An 18152-nucleotide genomic window follows, 5' to 3' on the forward strand; every position below is an offset into this window, starting at 1 on the left:
AGTTAGACTATTAACTCTACTTGGATCACTTTTTACTCAATTGATCATTTTACAAACCATTAATAATCTGTTTACACTCTTCTGGTCTGACCTCTAATTAAAATCATAACGTATAACTCCTACACCACGTCCAAAAAAGGAACATGACTATGGACTTGCTTCTTTCACTCTTTACTCTCGCTCTGGTACTGGGTATCTGCCTCTACCACCGTGCATCAATGATGACCAGCCTTATTACGTTAGCGGTATCCATGCTAGCGCTGACATTGGTTGGCATAACCTCATCATTAGGATGGCTGATTTTTATTGTCATGGCGAGCATCGTCGCGATCCCAAACCTGCGCCAATCCTTAGTTAGCGCAAAGGCATTAAAGCTGTTCAAATCCGTACTCCCTGCCATGTCTCAAACCGAGAAAGAGGCCCTTGAGGCTGGGACAGTATGGTGGGAGGCAGACCTGTTTAAAGGCAAACCGGATTGGCAAAAAATGCACAAAATTGGCGCACCAACACTCAGCGCCGAAGAGCAAGCCTTTATCGATGGTCCGGTCAATGAAGTGTGTGCGATGGCTAGCGATTTTGAAATCACTCATGAACTCGCCGACCTTCCTCCACAAGTATGGCAATATCTCAAAGACAATAAGTTCTTTGCGATGATCATCAAAAAGCAATATGGCGGTTTAGAGTTCTCCGCCTATGCTCAATCGGTTGTATTGCAAAAACTATCCGGTGTATCGGGCGTTTTATCTTCTACCGTTGGCGTGCCTAATTCATTGGGCCCAGGTGAACTGTTACAACACTACGGTACTGAAGAACAAAAAAATTATTACCTGCCTCGTCTTGCACAAGGCATTGAAATTCCATGCTTTGCCTTAACCAGCCCAGAAGCAGGCTCTGACGCGGGCTCGATTCCAGATTATGGCGTTGTTTGTGAAGGAGAATGGGAAGGTAAAAAAGTGTTGGGGATGCGCCTGACTTGGAACAAACGCTATATTACATTAGCTCCTGTTGCCACTGTACTGGGCTTAGCGTTTAAGTTACGTGATCCTGATGGGCTGCTTGGCGAACAACAAGACTTAGGTATTACCTGTGCGCTAATTCCAACTGACCTCAAAGGGGTCGAAATTGGTCACCGCCACTTCCCGTTGAATGTCCCGTTTCAAAATGGCCCAACACGTGGTAATGATATTTTCGTCCCACTTGATTTCATCATTGGTGGCGCAGCCATGGCTGGTCAAGGCTGGCGTATGTTGGTGGAATGTTTATCAGTCGGTCGCGGCATCACGTTACCCTCAAACTCAACAGGCACCACAAAAGCAGCGGCACTGGCGACCGGCGCTTACGCTCGTATACGCCGTCAATTTAAACAGCCTATTGGTCATATGGAAGGGGTAGAAGAACCGCTAGCTCGTCTTGCGGGGAACGCCTACATGATGGATGCGGCAAGCAACTTTACCGTTGCGGCGATCGATCTCGGCGAAAAACCTTCCGTAATCTCAGCAATTGTCAAATACCACTGTACTCATCGCGGTCAACGTGCCGTCATTGATGCAATGGATATCGTCGGTGGTAAGGGTATTTGCATGGGACCATCTAACTTTTTGGCGCGTAGCTATCAAGGCTCCCCCATCGCGATCACTGTCGAAGGGGCCAATATTCTTACTCGCTCGATGATCATCTTTGGCCAAGGGGCTATTCGTTGTCATCCCTATGTCCTCAAAGAGATGGAGGCGGCTTATTCACAAAGCCCAAATGCCGTTAACGACTTTGACCAAGCACTTGTCGGTCATATTGGTTTTACCCTCAGCAACTTTGCTCGTAGTTTATGGCTGGGATTAACCGATGGTCGAGGGTCTGCAAGCCCCGTCAGTGATAGCACCAAACGTTACTATCAACAACTCAATCGCTACAGCGCGAACTTGGCGCTGCTCGCGGATATTTCCATGGCGGTACTTGGCGGTTCATTGAAGCGTAAAGAGCGCTTATCAGCACGGTTGGGGGATATTCTCAGCCAACTCTATTTAAGTTCTGCGGCCCTCAAACGGTTTGATAACGATGGACGCGTCAGTGATGATTTAGCCTTGGTTCACTGGGGATTACAAGACAGCTTATACCAAGCGGAACAAGCAATTGATGCCTTCTTAGCAAACTTCCCGAATAAATTGCTGGCAAAAGCGCTGCGTGTTGTGATTCTACCTTTTGGCAAAGTTCGCCGTTTGCCCAACGACAAACTTGATAGCAAAGTGGCGCGAATCCTTCAAATGCCCAGCGCGACTCGTTCACGCATTGGACGCGATCAATACCTTGAGCCCACAGAGCACAATACTGTTGGTCGTATTGAGCAAGCTTTGGACGTCATCTTACAGGCCGAACCTGTATTTGATAAAGTATGCCAAGCCCTTGAACAACGCAGACCTTTTACCAACCTGGATAAAGTTGCAGAGTTAGGGTTAGAGCAGCAAGTGATTGACCAACAAGAAGCAGATCTGTTAATCACGGCCGAACGGCTACGTTTATATGTCATTAATGTCGATGACTTTAAACCAGAGCAATTATCGGCAAACCAATCATTAACACATCCGGCGATGGGCAACGTGGCGTAAATTAGGTCACGTTCAACATAAAAAAGGCAGCATCATGATGCTGCCTTTTTGTTTGTCGATACATGATCAACTCTTGGGCATGTCCAGTTGCATTTCAGGAACTTTTGCTTTGCTGGCTTTAATTTTACGCACAACAAACCAGCCTAAAATTCCCAGTACAAGAGCAACCAAGTTGCCGATGATTAAAATCAGCATATTACGTTGGCGTGCATCTTCACGCGCCTGAATAATACGAATTTCTTGCAAGCGCTGCGCCTGCTTCGCTCGCTCCTCTTCCTGAAGACGCCGGCTTTCAGCGATATCGAGCTCTTGGACAACACTGTAGGTATGATTGGTTATTGGGAAGATCAATGGGCGTTTTGATGCCAGATCCGTTGCGTACATCATTCCAGACCAAGAGTAATTACCGAGTTGGCCGTCATAGGGAACATCTAAACTCGCTTTTAAAGAGCCATTCTCGGCGCGAGTTTCAACGGCCAGTTTATCGCCATCCGGGCCTTGATGATCAATATGCGCCGCCACGGAACCCGGCTCAATCATGCCCTGTTCACCAGAAAACACGATTTGATGCGGTGTGCCTTCATTGCGTGATTGAATAAACGTACTTTCCATCGGTGGTGGATAGACCAACACTTCCTGCTCTAAAGCACGTAAAAATACCCCGTTGCCTGAGGTGATACGAACACGATATTTGTTTGGTTGCGCGGTGATCGGCAATGAAACCGTAAACACCCCATCGCCAGCTTGTTCATCAAGCCCTAGCCCATCATCTTCAAACACACCAAGTTCAATCGGAATCGGCCTCGCGTCTTTAGAAAGGCTTTCAACACTCTCAATATACTTGGTAAAGGTCACTTTTAAGTTCACTCGATCCAGAAAGTCTCTCAACACGAGTGGCTGATCATCAGAGGTCAATCGAGCGGTAAATTTCAGCTCTTCACCTTCAAAAAGACGTTCGGGCAATGGCTGTGCTTCCAGCTTGAGATTAGAGATTAACTTAATTTTGTTTTTAGGCGTGACTTTACCGATCGCTTGCCATGGACCTGGCATGGGATTATCGACCGAGATAATGTCCATTGACGATTCCTGATACCAACGAACGTTATCAGGAAAACGCGAAGCATAATATTTTTTGCCATCGGGGCGCACCAGAACCACCGGCTGTGAATTATCCGCGCGATATATCACAAAGGTCATCTGCTCTACAGATGGGTCGACACGAAAACGATTATCGAGGAGCGACATTGAGGACTCTTGGCTCGCAAACCCGCTTGCACTAACAAGTAATCCCAATATGGACACCAGCTTCCTCAACATGTTCTCTCCTACTCGATTTTACTTAGTTACGATCGCCACAGGCAGTTGCCACCTTTAGCCACTAAATCTAAACGTTCATTATGCGCTGCTATTTCATCGGCAGAAGCAGGGATAACCTTTAGCGATTTTCGTCCGACATCCGCTCGTTTTATCGACTCACCTCCCACTTCACCGCTGCTATTACCATTGCCACCAAACTGAATTGACGTTTGGCCGCCAGTCATCATTAAGTAAACGTCCGCTAATATCTCCGCATCGAGCAAAGCGCCGTGCAGCGTACGATGTGAGTTATCAATCCCGTAACGCTCACAAAGAATGTCCAAGTTGTTACGCTTACCGGGGAAGATTTTCTTTGCCATCGCCAAGGTATCAGTCACTTGACAGAAATCCTCTGTCTTACCGATTGAGCGATTAAGCATTTCAAACTCGTTGTCCATAAAGCCAACGTCAAACGGCGCATTGTGTGCGACAAGTTCGGCGCCTTTGATAAATTCGAGAAACTCATCATGGACATCACGATACTCTGGCTTATCAGCCAAGAATTCATCGGTAATACCGTGAACTTCAATCGCTTGTTCTTGAATCAGACGATCAGGTTTAATGTAAACGTGAAAATGACGCCCCGTCAGTTTACGGTTAACGATTTCCACCGCACCTATTTCAACGATGCGATGGCCTTGATAATGTGGACCACCTTCAAAGTTCATACCTGTGGTTTCGGTATCGAGAACCACAATGCGGTGGTAGTAAGAATTGTTGCTAGTATTCATAACAAATTTTGTGTCAGACTATGCCAATAATGTGCTTAACCCAATAGTATCAAATCATGACGAAACAGGTGGAAATTTTCACTGATGGTTCTTGCTTAGGCAATCCAGGGCCCGGTGGCTATGGCATTGTAATGCGCTATAAGCAGACCGAAAAAACGTTAGCCAAAGGCTTTCGACTCACCACCAACAACCGGATGGAAATGTTGGCAACTATTGAGGCACTGCGGGCGCTGAAAGAGCCATGTAAAGTGAGCTTAACCACCGACAGCCAATATGTTCGTCAAGGTATAACCCAGTGGATTCATAACTGGAAAAAGCGTGGTTGGAAAACATCCGACAAGAAACCAGTAAAAAATGCCGACCTTTGGAAAGCGTTAGATGCTGAAACACAACGCCATGACATAGAATGGCATTGGGTTAAGGGCCACGCGGGCCATCGCGAAAATGAGATGTGTGACGAGTTAGCACGCACCGCCGCCGAAAACCCTACCCTTGATGACCAAGGTTATATAGACGCAACTCAAGCGAACTAAATCGTTCATCCATTGACGCTTACCGGCGTCAATTTTCGTTTTAACTTCCAGTGCGGTTTGATCGGTTTCAACGGGTAACTGCGTTTTCTGGCCACAATAAAATACAGGCTACCAAATGGTGACGCCCATTCACCGATGCCATTTTCCACCCAAGTCCAAAAGGTTCGATGGTACTGGAAAGGAAACAGCGCGTAACTGTCCGCTTCAACCACTTGATAATTGAGAATACCGAGCCAATCTTTGACACGGTTGGGCGTAAACATTCGCCCACACCAAGGAAAATTATTTTTCCGCCATGGCATTAAACTCGACAAGCCCGTCAGGCTAAAGGGATTAAACCCCGTGATGATAAGATAGCCATCGTCAATCATGACCCGATCCACCTCGCGCAGTAAGCGATGCGGATCGCTGACATAATCCAACTGATGAGAAAGAATCACAACATCAATACTTTTTTCACAAATAGGTAAATCGTAACAATCAGCGATGACGTTGTGTAATGGATTCTGGATATCTAGGTTTACTTGATGTTGAATGGTAGAGTTAAGCGTAGAAAGTTCACAGCTCAATCCACCGAGTTTGAGCATGTGGTAACCAAAGAGTTTCGGGCACCATTCATCGAGGCGAGTTTGAATCGATTCACTCACCCACTGTCCATTTTTCAGCTGAGACCAAGAATGCGGCTTTTCAATTTTTCTTTTGCTGCGTGCTGGCTTCATGGATAACCTGCTCACTTAAAAAGGGTCAACAGCCCCTAATAAACTGGAGACTCAACAATGTTAGATATCAAAAGCATACCTGCATTTAATGATAATTACATCTGGCTAATTGAAAATAACCAACAGTCGTGCGCTGTGGTTGACCCAGGTGACGCCAAACCCGTTTTAGATTACCTAGAAGCAAATGATTTAGCGCTTGACGCGATTCTGATTACCCATCATCACAATGACCACACAGGCGGCGTTGCCGAGTTGGTCCGCCACTTTCCTAAAGCTCAAGTGGTGGGGCCCAAAAATGATCCGGTGTCTTCATTAAATCTTTCTGTCAGCGGCGGCGATCAAATTGAGTTGTTTGGCGAAGTGTTCTTTGTGCTTGACCTCGCAGGGCACACACTCGGTCATATCGGCTATGTCGGCGATGGTAAACTTTTTTGTGGGGATGTCCTATTTTCTGCAGGATGTGGACGTGTGTTTGAAGGCAGTATGGCACAAATGCATGACTCATTGAGTAAACTGGAAAAGCTGCCTGAAGAGACCTTGGTCTATTGCGCTCATGAGTATACGGCCAGTAATGTCGCATTTGCATTAGCGGTCGAACCGGACAATCAACTCCTGCATAAGTACCGTGATGAGGTGAATCGCCTGCGTGCGCAAAATCATCCCACGTTACCAACCACCATTCGCCAAGAGAAATGGATTAACCCTTTCCTACGAGTGGATCAGCCAAGTGTGATGAAATCCGTCTCCAATCGCACCTTGAAAACAGATCCTCTTTCAATTTTTACTGCTTTACGTGAGTGGAAGAACGAATTTTAACGATTTCTTACTTGTCACCTACACACGGTGGCAAGTATTATCAGCAGCCGTTTAAAAAAAGGGCTGTATGATGCGAGTAAAATACAGCTGGGTGTTGGCGCTTTTTATCGCTGGATGTCAACTAACCCAGCCCCAACAAGAGACAACAAACACCGATTCGATTGATGACACTAATCATCCACAAGTTGCAGAAAAAAAGATCGACGCAACTGATTTAAGTAGTGAAAAAGTCATAGAAGAACCGGTTGTCACGCCCCAATCTCAGCAAGACGTTTGGCGTCGTATTGGTATGCAGTTAGAGCTACCAATACCGGATAATAAACGCGTAAACTACTATCGTAACTGGTACTTAAAACACCCAGGTCATTTAGCGATCGTATCAAAGCGCGCTGAACCATTTCTATACCTAATTACCGAAAAAATAGAGCAAAAAGGTTTACCCCTTGAACTCGCTCTACTGCCTATTGTTGAAAGTTCATTTGATGCTTTTGCGTACTCTCATGGTAGTGCTGCCGGTCTTTGGCAGTTTGTACCTGCGACAGGCAAAATGTATGGATTGAAGCAAAACTACTGGTATGACGGTCGTCGTGATGTGGCGGCGGCAACAGATGCAGCTCTCGCGTATCTCGAAAACCTTTCTAAGCGTTTTGATGGTGACTGGGGACACGCAATTGCCGCATATAACAGTGGTGGTGGCAGAGTTTCAAGCGCCATTCGTAAAAACCGCAAAGCAGGCAAACCGATTGACTTCTTCTCTTTAGAGTTACCTGAAGAGACCAGTGGCTATGTGCCAAAACTCTTAGCCTTAGCAGATATTGTCGCCAATCAAGACAAATATGGCCTGCACCTCCCAGCCATTGCCAACCAGCCAAAGGTGGAACTTGTGGATCCTCAAGAGCAGCTGGATTTAGCCATTGCGGCAAGCTACGCGGGCATTTCGGTCAAAGCATTACAAAGCTTGAACCCGGCCTACAACAAATGGTCCACAGCGCCTGAAGGGCCACATCAATTACTGCTGCCAGTCTACGCTGTCGAACGTTTTAATCAGCAAGTACTCGCCAATCAAGGGCAAGGGATTAAAACCATTCGCTACCGTGTTCAGTCTGGCGATACCATCAGCACTCTCGCGGTAAAATACAACACCAGCAGTAAAGTCATTCGAGCCGCCAACAGTTTAACCAATAACGAAATTCGTATTGGGCAGTATTTACTGATTCCTACCTCAGCCAAAGATGATGATGCTTACGTATTGAGCGCGGCGAATCGTCTTGCTAAAAAGCAGTCCATTGCCCGTGGTCAGTACAAACTTGAACATCGAGTCACCAGTGGTGAAAGCTTATGGACCATTGCTCGCCGTCATAAAGTGTCGACGGCCTCATTAGCCAAGTGGAACGGCATGGGGCCACGCGATACCTTACGAGTCGGACAGAAATTAGTGATTTGGAAAAAGCCGACTGACGGAGCCATCATTCGAACCGTATTTTATCGAGTACGCAATGGTGACACGATTAGCGGAATTGCCAGTAAATTCAGAGTTAAGAGCCATGATATTGTAAAATGGAACGATTTGAGCCGCAGTAAGTACTTGCAACCGGGTCAAAAGCTCAAGCTCTATGTTGATATCACGAAGGTAAGTGTATGACCGTTTCCGCCTCCAGCAATCCATTAACGTTATTGTTGGATATTTTCCGCAGCCCAAGCGCCTGCTTTCTCGCCCTTTACGAACGAGGTTTATGGGGCTGGCAACCGTTTATCGTGCTATTGGTTACCCCCTTTTTATTTTGGGGTAGCTACTTTGATATGGTCGACTTTGTTTGGCTTAAAGCCGAACTGGTCAAACAAATGCCAACGGCAGCAGCGGTAGAGCTGGATCGTATTGATGCCAATACTTTGATGGCAACCGAAATCATCACCGATACCGTTGGACGTCTAACCACTGTGTTAATGCTTGGTTTATGGTTTTTGCTCGCCACTCGAAGTAACCAACAGCAACATGGTTACTGGCGTTGGGTCGCGGCAAGCTGTGCGATTTTGTTTCCTGCAGTACTGGGGGACTTAGCCAGTTATGTGAGCCTGGTACTTAACCAAGGACACGTACTTAACTATGCCGCAGACCTCAACACATTAAACGGGTTGTTGAAGCTACCAATGACGCATCCTTGGTCCGAGTTTTGTCGCTCACTGCCACTATTGATGCCATGGTACATCGTGCTCGGCTACGCTGCCGTCATCACATGGACAACAATAGAACGCGGGCAAGCGCTAGTGATCGCCGCCCTTCCCTGGGTTGGTTATTACGCAGCTTGGGCGCTGTATTTACTGGTGATGTAGTCGGTTAAAGCGTAAAACTCACCATCAGTGGATTATGATCAGAGGCGTCGGTTTTCGGCGCCTTTGCCGTTTTAAGGGTCAAGCCTCGAAAAAAGACATGATCAAGCGCGAGTCCAGTCATAAAGCGCTTACGCTCATCAGGCATAAAACTGACTTCTTGCATCTCCAATGAGTCGAGTGCTTGTCTCATCGCGCTCAATCTAGATTCACTCCACGAGTTAAAATCTCCCGCAACAATAAGCGGCCCGCGATGCTGTATCAGTTCTTGTTTGAGCTGTTGCAACTGCTGCCTATACGCTTTGACTCCTAGCGTAAAGTTCACGGCGTGAATGTTGACCACCGCCAACGTTTCTCCATTGGACAGAGGATAACGCGCGTAAATCGCCGATTTGGGCAACCTTAGCCAAGGTTCGACCGTCATGTAGGCACAAGCCAACAAGGGGTTATCCTTACTCAAGTTCAATACGCCTGCAGGCGTATCAAAAGCCTTAAAGGCGTTGGCTTGATTACCATACCATTTCGATTGGGTAATCCACTGCTTCATTTCCGTGGTCATACTCGCTTCTTGAAGTAAAACCAACTGTTTGTTATTCGATAACTGACTCAGTGCTCGCTGCCAATTCTGGCGATTTTGTTTGTAGATATTCCACACCAAGAGATTTAATTCACCGTTGTCATCAAGAAACGTGTCACTTTGTGAATGAAAGCAGTGCAGCTCGGGGGATGAAACAGACTGGTGGTCAAAGTGAGTAATCATCGGCTCATCATTCAAGGTAAAAATTTGTGAGAAACTAAAGTACGCGGCGAAACCGGCAACTGCGGGATAAAGAAACGCTTTTTTCTTCATAAACAACTACAACTCAAAAAAAAAGTATCCACCGGCATAGCCGGTGGTTTTTCATATGCGCCTATAAGGCTCTCCTACTGGCAGCGCCCTAGCAGGCGCGTAGTGATCTGACATTTGCATATGACTATTTCCTGCGGCCCGTAAACGGGCTACCTGAATACGGGAGCGATAATTGCTCTCCCATTTTATCTTGCTCTAATTGGTGCTTGATGTAATTTTGTATCTTGCTCGTATTCTTACCTACCGTATCTACTAATAACCTCGGCACCAAAACTCTCGATTTCTATATTTAAACTTCAAATCGCCGAATCGTTCATAAAGCATTAGGCTACTTTTGCCTTTCAAGTACCCCATAAACCCTGAAACACTCATTTTGGGCGGTATTTCTAAAAGCATGTGGATATGATCCGCGCAACATTCCGCTTCAAGAATGTTCACATTTTTCCATTCACATAGTTTCCTCAATATTTCACCTATCGCTCTACGTTTTTCTCCGTAGAAAACTTGCCTTCTATATTTCGGTGCAAAGACTATGTGGTATTTACAGTTCCAGCGCGTGTGCGCTAAGCTCTTTTCGTCCCCCATTGGGACCCCCTTTCAATTCTTAATTAACTCTTGCAGTTGCCAGACCACAAGACGTTTTTATCAAATTGAAAGGGGTTATATAACTGACTTATAGCTATAAGCTTTACGGAACCCCCAGCCTAGCTGGGGGTTTTCTCTATACAACAAATAAGGAGCCATCTGGCTCCTTATCATTAAAATCGATTGTTTTAAATCGCGTCGTCGTCTTCTTCACCAGTTCGAATACGAACAACACGTTCAACGGCAGTGATGAATATCTTACCGTCACCGATTTTACCTGTTTGTGCGGTTTCAATAATGCTGTCGACACATTGCTCTGCAACATCATCAGTAACCACGATTTCGATTTTCACTTTTGGAAGAAAATCGACCATATATTCGGCACCACGGTATAATTCCGTATGACCTTTTTGACGACCAAAACCTTTAACTTCTGACACCGTCATACCTGTAATGCCAACATCGGCTAAGGCTTCACGAACATCATCCAACTTAAACGGTTTGATAATGGCTTCAATCTTTTTCATGTTCATCCCTTACACTTCAATCAATTACGCTATTATCGAACAGCTACTTTCAACAATCAAATAAAAGCCTGAGAGCCACACCAAGTTTATCAAATTCAGACTTATTTTAAACTTGCGTAGTAAGCAGCAAGATTTTCGATATCTTGATCGTTTAGCATTCCTGCTTGAGCCTGCATCACCGCGGCGAGACCACCGGTACGTTTACCACTCTTATAAGCTTTGAGTGCAGAAACCAAGTATTGTTCATTCTGCCCTCGCAAATTTGGATAACCAGGGATGGTTGCCATTCCGTTTGCACCATGACAAGCCGCACATACCGCTGCTTTGGTTTTTCCAGCGTCAACATCCCCAGCGGCAAAAGCATTTGTTGCCAACATTACTCCACCAAGTACGATTCCAATCATTGCTGCTTTCATTGCTTTCCCTTCTCATCCTCATCAATAATGAGTCTTTATTCTAAGATTGTGGCACAAATACGCGATTTTTGTGCCACACAAAATCATATTGTTGTCCGGCAAATGTTCGATCGACAAACAGTCCTGCTACCGCAGCAACTTGCCCATTACACAGTAAAATAGGCGTACGACGCCTTAACCAGCTTGGCACACCATATTCTTGAAACAGTTTTTTTAATTGCCGGCTATGTCCGCGTTGTACTGGGTGAGCCGTCAACCCTTGTGGATTAAAAATCACATCTAAATGCGCATCTGGAGGAATCGCTAATGCTCCCTGTGCCGATGGTTTGATGATCACTTCCCCCAGATTATCTGGTAACACTTGCGGCAAATTTAAGGTTAACGTCGCGCGCCAGTCGCTCACATCCGCAAAAGTAGGTAGCCAATATAACCCATCTCCATAGCGGCGAATTTGACCTTGGTTAAGCATCAGTTCGGGGTTAGCGTCGTGTTTTGCGAGTGCAACTTGATTCCAGAGCTGGGAAAGCTGGGCTTCACTTGGCATCCTTGCTTTGTGATTGTCTAACCACATGCGTAACAACCGAAACCGTGTCAGCTCAGTTTGTGTCGTCAAGTACGAGATTTGGATGCTGCCATCAAAACGTGTTGCATTTTTTAAATGCGGCGTGAGTAACTCATCCAGCAGTGCTTCTTGCTCCGCACATAAACGTGCACTGCGCGCCACCGAGCGATCAAGAGACGGCCATCGTGCAAGAAGTAGTGGTAAAATTTCCTGACGCAAAAAATTACGATCATAGCGGCGGTCTTGGTTACTCTCATCTTCAACCCAGCTTAACCTTTGCTGCTTGGCGTAATCTTCTATCTCACTTTGTTCAACACTTAACAGCGGCCGTGCCAACCAGCCTTTAGCAAATGGCATTATGGATGCCATCGCAGACAACCCTTTGGGGCCACTGCCTCGGCGTAATGCTAGCAAGAAAGTTTCGAGCTGATCATGGCGATGTTGCCCGGTGATCAACACATCGCCCTCTGTCATATGTGCTGACAGCGCTTGATAGCGCGCATCGCGTGCTTTTTCTTCGACACTTTCACCATCCAGTTCATTCAGTGTGATGTGCTCAATACGCAGAGGAATTTGGTATTGCTGGCACCAAGTTTGACAGCGTTCAGCCCACCTATCCGCATGGGGACTCAAACCATGATGGACATGAATTGCCATACAGCGTTCACCGCTGATGTTTTGATGATGGTGCATTAAATCAAGTAGCACTCGTGAGTCTACGCCACCGCTCAAAGCGATAATCCAACGATTAGGCGTAAAACTGACTGTGTGTCTCAGTAAGGTGGAAAAGCGATGGTCTAAGCTCGTCATAAGGCTTGGCTAGAAGGGTCGAAAGCTCAACCCATTGATAAACAAATATCCTTAAGTGTAACTCGAATTGGTCATTGTGTGCCAACAACAAAAAAGGCTAACCAAAATGGTTAGCCTTTCAATTGTCGTCAACGGTAACTTAGCAGTAACCGTAGCTCATCAGACGCTGGTATCGACGCTCACGAAGTTCGTCAGTAGAGAGAGGCTCGAGATCAGCAAGTTGCTTCTTCAATACCGCTTTCATGTTCTCCGCCATTGCCGGATAATCACGATGCGCACCACCCAGTGGTTCTTCGATGATTTCATCGATAAGCTCGAGTTCTTTCAAGCGTGGGGCAATCAAGCCCATCGCTTCAGCGGCTTGCGGTGCCTTATCAGAATCACGCCACAAGATAGAGGCACAGCCCTCTGGAGAAATAACCGAGTAAGTGGAGTATTGCAGCATATTGACGTAGTCACCAACACCAATGGCCAATGCACCACCAGACCCCCCTTCGCCAACCACATTACAGATGACGGGCACTTTCAAACCTGCCATAACTTTTAAGTTAGTCGCAATCGCTTCAGATTGGCCGCGTTCTTCTGCACCCACACCAGGATAAGCACCTGCAGTATCGATAAAGGTAATCACGGGCATATTGAAACGCTCAGCCATACGCATTAAGCGCAGTGCTTTACGATAACCTTCAGGCTTTGGCATACCAAAGTTACGACGCACTTTTTCCTTCGTTTCACGGCCTTTTTGGTGACCAATTACCATCACTGGCTGATCATCCAGACGCGCAATGCCGCCGACGATCGCTTTATCATCAGCAAAAGCGCGATCGCCTGCCAATTCATCAAATTCAGTAAATACATGTTCGATGTAGTCAAGGGTGTACGGGCGTAACGGGTGACGAGCAAGTTGCGCCGTTTCCCAAGCACCTAAGTTACTAAACGTACGTTTCTTAAGCTCTACACTCTTCTTTTCAAGCTGTTCAATCTCTTTGTCTAGATCGACTCCTGAATTGCCGCCGTGGCGAGAAACGTCACGTAACGCTTCAATTTTAGCTTCAAGTTCTGCAATCGGTTTTTCAAATTCTAGAAAATTCAGGCTCATCTATGGATCCTTTTTTACTCGGCTATCTTTAATTGCGCCGAATTTAGTTAAATTCGAGTTCTACCTGGCTCTTACCAAGTAATTGCTTCAATTCGTCTAATAATGTATCGCTTGGCGTTACACGCCATTCGGTACCAAGCGTCAACCGCGCTCGCGCGTCGTTACGCTGATAATATACATTGACAGGTATAGTCCCTGCTTTATGAGGCTCCAATATTTGGCTAAAGCGCTCAAAAAATTGGTCATTTATCTGAGATTGATGGATAGAAACGGATAAACCTCTTGCGTATTTTTCTCGAGCATTGCCGAGATCCATCACCTCGCGGGCGGTCATTTTAAGACCGCCATTGAAATCATCAAAGCTGACCTGTCCAGAAACGACTAAAATTCTGTCTTTTTCAAGTAATTCTGCGTACCTATCTAAGGAATCGGAGAATAACATCACTTCCATACGACCACTGCGGTCATCTAATGTCATGATCCCAATGCGACTGCCTCGCTTGGTGGTCATGACACGTGCTGCAATCACTAAACCCGCCACCGTGACAGATTGATCGCGCCGAGTTGGCGTTGCGTCTTTTAGTCGACAACTGGTGTATTTAGTTAGTTCCTTGAGGTAAGCATTAATTGGGTGCCCCGTCAAATATAGCCCTAAAGTATCGCGCTCTCCTTCCAACCATACTTTTTCGGGCCATGGATCAACTTTGGTGTATTTGTTTTCAACTTCTTCCGGCGCTTCCGTCAACACACCAAACAAGTCGGTTTGACCAAAGGCTTCTGCTTGGTGGTGTTGGCTGGCAGCTTTGACGGCATCATCTAGTGAGGCCATCATCGCGGCGCGATGTGGGCCTAAACGGTCCAGCGCGCCAGCATAAATCAGCTTCTCGATAACTCGCTTATTGACTTTCTTAAGGTCAAGTCGCGCACAGAAATCAAACAAGTCTTTAAAGTGGCCATCTTTACGCGCTTCAAGGATGGCTTCGATAGGACCTTCACCCACCCCTTTGATCGCTCCGATGCCATAAACAATGGCTCCATTTTCATCCACATTAAAGCGATAGAGCCCCGAGTTAATATCCGGTGGTAAAACCGTGAGCTTCATGCGAATACACTCATCGACTAAGCCAACCACCTTCTCGGTGTTGTCCATATCCGCGGTCATCACGGCCGCCATGAACTCGGCCGGATAATGCGTTTTTAACCACAATGTTTGGTAAGAGACCAGAGCGTAAGCCGCCGAGTGCGATTTGTTAAATCCATAACCGGCAAATTTCTCTACCAAGTCAAAGATTTTGATCGCCAGTTCACCATCAATACCGTTCTTGATCGCGCCCTCTTCAAACGTCGCCCGCTGCTTGGCCATCTCTTCGGGCTTTTTCTTACCCATGGCACGACGTAACATATCCGCGCCGCCAAGCGTATACCCAGATAATACCTGAGCAATCTGCATCACCTGCTCTTGATAGAGGATGATGCCGTAAGTCGGATCCAATATCTCTTTCAACGACTCATGTTGCCATTTTTCATCTGGATAAGACACCGCTTCACGGCCGTGCTTACGGTCGATAAAGTTATCTACCATGCCCGATTGCAACGGGCCGGGACGAAACAGCGCTACCAACGCGATGATGTCTTCAAAACAGTCAGGTTGCAGACGCTTAATCAGCTCTTTCATGCCACGCGATTCGAGCTGGAATACCGCCGTCGTCTCCGAGTTTTGCAGAATGTTAAACGAGGCTTTATCGGCTAAGTCAATCGCTTCAATGCGAACGGGCTCTTTACCTTCTCGCTCTAAACGCGGGTTAATTAACCCTAGAGCCCAGTCGATAATGGTCAGCGTACGCAGCCCCAAGAAGTCAAATTTAACCAAACCCGCGGTTTCGACATCGTTTTTGTCAAACTGCGTTACGGGGAAATGGCCTTCTGCATCGGCGTAAATTGGCGCAAAATCGGTAATGGTTGTCGGTGAAATCACGACCCCGCCGGCGTGTTTACCAGCATTTCGAGTACAACCTTCAAGAATACGGCACATGTCGATAAGCTCTTTGACTTCTTCATCGGCGTCATAGAGCTCAGGGAGTGCTGGTTCGGCTTTAAACGCTTTTTCAAGCGTCATGCCCGGATCGGGTGGCACCAATTTCGAAATGCGGTCAACAAAGCCAAATGGATGCCCCAGCACGCGGCCAACATCGCGAATTACCGCTTTGGCCGCCATGGTACCAAAAGTAATGATCTGCGATACCGCATCACGGCCGTACATTTCTGCTACGTGATCAATCACTCGGTCACGCTTATCCATACAGAAGTCGACGTCGAAATCGGGCATCGAAACCCGCTCTGGGTTCAGAAAACGTTCGAACAGCAGATCGTATTCCAACGGATCAAGGTCGGTGATTTTAAGCGCATAAGCCACCAGCGAACCTGCACCAGACCCTCGTCCTGGACCAACAGGAATGTCGTTATCTTTAGACCACTGGATAAACTCCATTACGATCAAGAAATAACCGGGAAAGCCCATGTTATTGATCACTTCGAGCTCAACTTGCAAACGCTCATCGTATTCAGGGCGCTTTTGCGCTCTGACTTCTGGGTCTGGGAATAAAAATTCTAAACGCTCTTCGAGTCCTTCCAGTGACTTCTTGACTAAGAATTCGGTTTCTTCCATCCCTTCGGTTGGGAATGCAGGCAAAAAGTATTCGCCAAGACGTACAGTGACGTTACAGCGCTTAGCGATTTCTACACTGTTTTGCAGCGCTTCTGGAATGTCTTCAAACAGCCCGCACATTTCTTCTTCACTGCGAAGATACTGCTGAGGGCTGTAGTTTTTAGGACGACGAGGATCTTCTAATGTGTACCCGTCATGAATAGCAACGCGAATTTCATGGGCATCAAATAATTCTTGATTCAAGAACACAACTTCGTTCGTGGCCACAACAGGTAGACCAACTTCCTGCGCCAATTCCAAAGCAAAATGAAGGTAAGTTTCTTCATCACTACGCCCGGTTCGCACCAACTCTAAATAATAACGGTCGGCAAAATGCGTTTGATAGAACTCAACACATTGTTCCACTAACCGCTGATTGCCTTTTAATAAAGCTCGCCCAACATCCCCATTTTTGGCACCAGAGAGTAATATCAGCCCTTGCGCATGCTCAATTAGCCAGGATTTATCGATCACGGGCTGATGCTGAATATGCCCGCGTAAATAGGCTTTTGAAATTAATAAAGTGAGGTTTTTATAGCCTTCATTATCAGCAGCTAAAATCGTCAGTCGAGTCAGTTCATCACCAAACTCTTCTGACTGAACAGCAAAGTCAGCGCCAATAATCGGCTTAATACCCTGTTTATGCGCATTGTCATAAAACTTCACCAAACCGCATAAGTTTGTAAAATCTGTCAATGCCATCGCGGGCATATTCAATTCAGCCACTTTACTCACCAAGGGCGGCACTTTGGATAGGCCGTCAACCATGGAAAAGTCACTGTGAATGCGAAGGTGGACAAACTTTGGGTCAGACATGGATAGGTTCCAAGTTAAGGAAATTAAAAACCAGCAAGGGCACTATTTTACGGAATTCGAGAAGGGAATAAAGGGCTGTTTAGTCCAGCCCTAATGCACGACGTACTGGTTTGAAGCTTTTGCGGTGCTGGTCAATCACGCCATGCTGCTCAATCGCTGCAAAATGCGCTTTGGTTGGGTAACCTTTATGTTGTGCAAAGCCAAATTGCGGATACAACGCATCCAATTCGTCCATTTCACTGTCACGAACCACTTTGGCGATAATGGAAGCAGCACTGATCTCCGCCACTCGCAGATCACCTTTGACCACGGCCAGACCTGGAATTTCAAGCTCTGGTACACGGTTCCCATCAATTAAAGCAAAGTCCGGCTGAACATGAAGCCCGGCGAGTGCGCGCTGCATCGCCACCATGGTCGCCTGCAAAATATTCCATTGATCAATTTCTGCGGGAGAGCAACGTCCGACTGACCAAGCTAAAGCCTTTTGCTGAATTTCAGGAAACAACGCTAAGCGCTTTTTCTCAGACAACTTTTTAGAGTCGTTTAAACCTTCAATCGGCTGGGTTGGATCTAAAATAACCGCCGCCGTAACCACATCACCAACTAAGGGTCCGCGTCCCACTTCATCAACGCCAGCAAATAAGCGGTAGCCTAGTGGGTATTCAAATGGCGGTAGAACGAGTTTTTCTTTCGGCATGAC

The 18152-nt window shown here is 46.5% G+C and carries 15 protein-coding genes and 1 pseudogene; 5 read left to right on the forward strand and 11 right to left on the reverse strand.

What is annotated here, in order from left to right:
* Positions 1 to 149 precede the first annotated feature (149 nt).
* Complete coding sequence (fadE, locus tag M1D72_RS17970; RefSeq protein WP_456296082.1) at positions 150 to 2600, forward strand: acyl-CoA dehydrogenase FadE; 2451 nt, start codon at positions 150 to 152, stop codon at positions 2598 to 2600.
* A gap of 66 nt (positions 2601 to 2666) precedes the next feature.
* On the opposite strand, the gene M1D72_RS17975 is transcribed toward fadE, so the two are convergent.
* Complete coding sequence (locus M1D72_RS17975) at positions 2667 to 3917, reverse strand: TIGR03503 family protein (protein ID WP_456296083.1); 1251 nt, start codon at positions 3915 to 3917, stop codon at positions 2667 to 2669.
* A gap of 26 nt (positions 3918 to 3943) precedes the next feature.
* Positions 3944 to 4687 carry a DNA polymerase III subunit epsilon gene (dnaQ, locus tag M1D72_RS17980; protein ID WP_390188953.1) on the reverse strand — a complete coding sequence of 248 codons (744 nt, stop codon included), beginning with the start codon at positions 4685 to 4687 and terminating at the stop codon, positions 3944 to 3946.
* Positions 4688 to 4743: 56 nt separating this feature from the next.
* On the opposite strand from dnaQ, the gene rnhA reads away from it, so the two are divergent.
* Positions 4744 to 5220, forward strand: a complete 477-nt coding sequence (rnhA, locus tag M1D72_RS17985) for a ribonuclease HI (RefSeq protein WP_456296084.1) — start codon at positions 4744 to 4746, stop codon at positions 5218 to 5220.
* A 5-nt stretch (positions 5221 to 5225) separates the two neighbouring features.
* Here the strand turns inward: rnhA and M1D72_RS17990 are convergent, their stop codons facing one another.
* Positions 5226 to 5939, reverse strand: a complete 714-nt coding sequence (locus M1D72_RS17990) for a class I SAM-dependent methyltransferase (RefSeq protein ID WP_390188951.1) — start codon at positions 5937 to 5939, stop codon at positions 5226 to 5228.
* Positions 5940 to 5996: 57 nt separating this feature from the next.
* Here M1D72_RS17990 and gloB point away from each other — a divergent pair, with 57 nt between their 5' ends.
* The 3 genes from gloB to M1D72_RS18005 all read left to right on the forward strand — a co-directional run bounded on the left by gloB (position 5997) and on the right by M1D72_RS18005 (position 9086).
* Positions 5997 to 6755: a hydroxyacylglutathione hydrolase gene (gene gloB / locus M1D72_RS17995; RefSeq protein WP_456296085.1), complete on the forward strand. Its 759-nt coding sequence runs from the start codon at positions 5997 to 5999 to the stop codon at positions 6753 to 6755.
* A 70-nt stretch (positions 6756 to 6825) separates the two neighbouring features.
* Positions 6826 to 8397, forward strand: coding sequence for a LysM peptidoglycan-binding domain-containing protein (locus M1D72_RS18000; RefSeq protein WP_456297426.1), 1572 nt, complete (start codon positions 6826 to 6828; stop codon positions 8395 to 8397).
* On the forward strand, positions 8394 to 9086 hold the full coding sequence (locus M1D72_RS18005; RefSeq protein ID WP_456296086.1) for a YIP1 family protein: 693 nt from the start codon (positions 8394 to 8396) through the stop codon (positions 9084 to 9086). The genes M1D72_RS18000 and M1D72_RS18005 overlap by 4 nt, the downstream gene beginning before the upstream one ends.
* Positions 9087 to 9090: 4 nt before the next feature.
* On the opposite strand, the gene M1D72_RS18010 is transcribed toward M1D72_RS18005, so the two are convergent.
* The 8 genes and pseudogenes from M1D72_RS18010 to rnhB form a co-directional block, all read right to left on the reverse strand.
* On the reverse strand, positions 9091 to 9933 hold the full coding sequence (locus M1D72_RS18010) for an endonuclease/exonuclease/phosphatase family protein (RefSeq protein ID WP_390188948.1): 843 nt from the start codon (positions 9931 to 9933) through the stop codon (positions 9091 to 9093).
* A 124-nt stretch (positions 9934 to 10057) separates the two neighbouring features.
* Positions 10058 to 10518: pseudogene (gene tnpA, locus M1D72_RS18015) on the reverse strand (IS200/IS605 family transposase).
* A gap of 188 nt (positions 10519 to 10706) precedes the next feature.
* Positions 10707 to 11045, reverse strand: coding sequence for a nitrogen regulatory protein P-II (glnB, locus tag M1D72_RS18020; RefSeq protein ID WP_390188947.1), 339 nt, complete (start codon positions 11043 to 11045; stop codon positions 10707 to 10709).
* A gap of 101 nt (positions 11046 to 11146) precedes the next feature.
* Positions 11147 to 11461, reverse strand: coding sequence for a c-type cytochrome (locus M1D72_RS18025; RefSeq protein ID WP_456296087.1), 315 nt, complete (start codon positions 11459 to 11461; stop codon positions 11147 to 11149).
* 40 nt (positions 11462 to 11501) lie between these two features.
* Positions 11502 to 12833, reverse strand: a complete 1332-nt coding sequence (tilS, locus tag M1D72_RS18030; protein ID WP_456296088.1) for a tRNA lysidine(34) synthetase TilS — start codon at positions 12831 to 12833, stop codon at positions 11502 to 11504.
* A 139-nt stretch (positions 12834 to 12972) separates the two neighbouring features.
* Positions 12973 to 13932 carry an acetyl-CoA carboxylase carboxyl transferase subunit alpha gene (accA, locus tag M1D72_RS18035; RefSeq protein WP_390188944.1) on the reverse strand — a complete coding sequence of 320 codons (960 nt, stop codon included), beginning with the start codon at positions 13930 to 13932 and terminating at the stop codon, positions 12973 to 12975.
* Between the two features lie 43 nt (positions 13933 to 13975).
* Entirely contained in the window at positions 13976 to 17452 is a 3477-nt protein-coding gene (dnaE, locus tag M1D72_RS18040; protein ID WP_456296089.1) for a DNA polymerase III subunit alpha, read from the reverse strand.
* Between the two features lie 79 nt (positions 17453 to 17531).
* On the reverse strand, positions 17532 to 18149 hold the full coding sequence (gene rnhB / locus M1D72_RS18045; RefSeq protein ID WP_456296090.1) for a ribonuclease HII: 618 nt from the start codon (positions 18147 to 18149) through the stop codon (positions 17532 to 17534).
* Positions 18150 to 18152: the final 3 nt, after the last annotated feature.

It is taken from the genome of Vibrio sp. AK197 (assembly GCF_053903115.1).

What these genes read in the sequence shown, in the direction of transcription:
- fadE (WP_456296082.1), top strand. Translation starts at nt 150, where the DNA reads ATGGACTTGCTTCTTTCACTCTTTACTCTCGCTCTGGTACTGGGTATC.
- M1D72_RS17975 (WP_456296083.1), bottom strand. Translation starts at nt 3,917, where the DNA reads ATGTTGAGGAAGCTGGTGTCCATATTGGGATTACTTGTTAGTGCAAGC.
- dnaQ (WP_390188953.1), bottom strand. Translation starts at nt 4,687, where the DNA reads ATGAATACTAGCAACAATTCTTACTACCACCGCATTGTGGTTCTCGAT.
- rnhA (WP_456296084.1), top strand. Translation starts at nt 4,744, where the DNA reads ATGACGAAACAGGTGGAAATTTTCACTGATGGTTCTTGCTTAGGCAAT.
- M1D72_RS17990 (WP_390188951.1), bottom strand. Translation starts at nt 5,939, where the DNA reads ATGAAGCCAGCACGCAGCAAAAGAAAAATTGAAAAGCCGCATTCTTGG.
- gloB (WP_456296085.1), top strand. Translation starts at nt 5,997, where the DNA reads ATGTTAGATATCAAAAGCATACCTGCATTTAATGATAATTACATCTGG.
- M1D72_RS18000 (WP_456297426.1), top strand. Translation starts at nt 6,826, where the DNA reads ATGCGAGTAAAATACAGCTGGGTGTTGGCGCTTTTTATCGCTGGATGT.
- M1D72_RS18005 (WP_456296086.1), top strand. Translation starts at nt 8,394, where the DNA reads ATGACCGTTTCCGCCTCCAGCAATCCATTAACGTTATTGTTGGATATT.
- M1D72_RS18010 (WP_390188948.1), bottom strand. Translation starts at nt 9,933, where the DNA reads ATGAAGAAAAAAGCGTTTCTTTATCCCGCAGTTGCCGGTTTCGCCGCG.
- glnB (WP_390188947.1), bottom strand. Translation starts at nt 11,045, where the DNA reads ATGAAAAAGATTGAAGCCATTATCAAACCGTTTAAGTTGGATGATGTT.
- M1D72_RS18025 (WP_456296087.1), bottom strand. Translation starts at nt 11,461, where the DNA reads ATGAAAGCAGCAATGATTGGAATCGTACTTGGTGGAGTAATGTTGGCA.
- tilS (WP_456296088.1), bottom strand. Translation starts at nt 12,833, where the DNA reads ATGACGAGCTTAGACCATCGCTTTTCCACCTTACTGAGACACACAGTC.
- accA (WP_390188944.1), bottom strand. Translation starts at nt 13,932, where the DNA reads ATGAGCCTGAATTTTCTAGAATTTGAAAAACCGATTGCAGAACTTGAA.
- dnaE (WP_456296089.1), bottom strand. Translation starts at nt 17,452, where the DNA reads ATGTCTGACCCAAAGTTTGTCCACCTTCGCATTCACAGTGACTTTTCC.
- rnhB (WP_456296090.1), bottom strand. Translation starts at nt 18,149, where the DNA reads ATGCCGAAAGAAAAACTCGTTCTACCGCCATTTGAATACCCACTAGGC.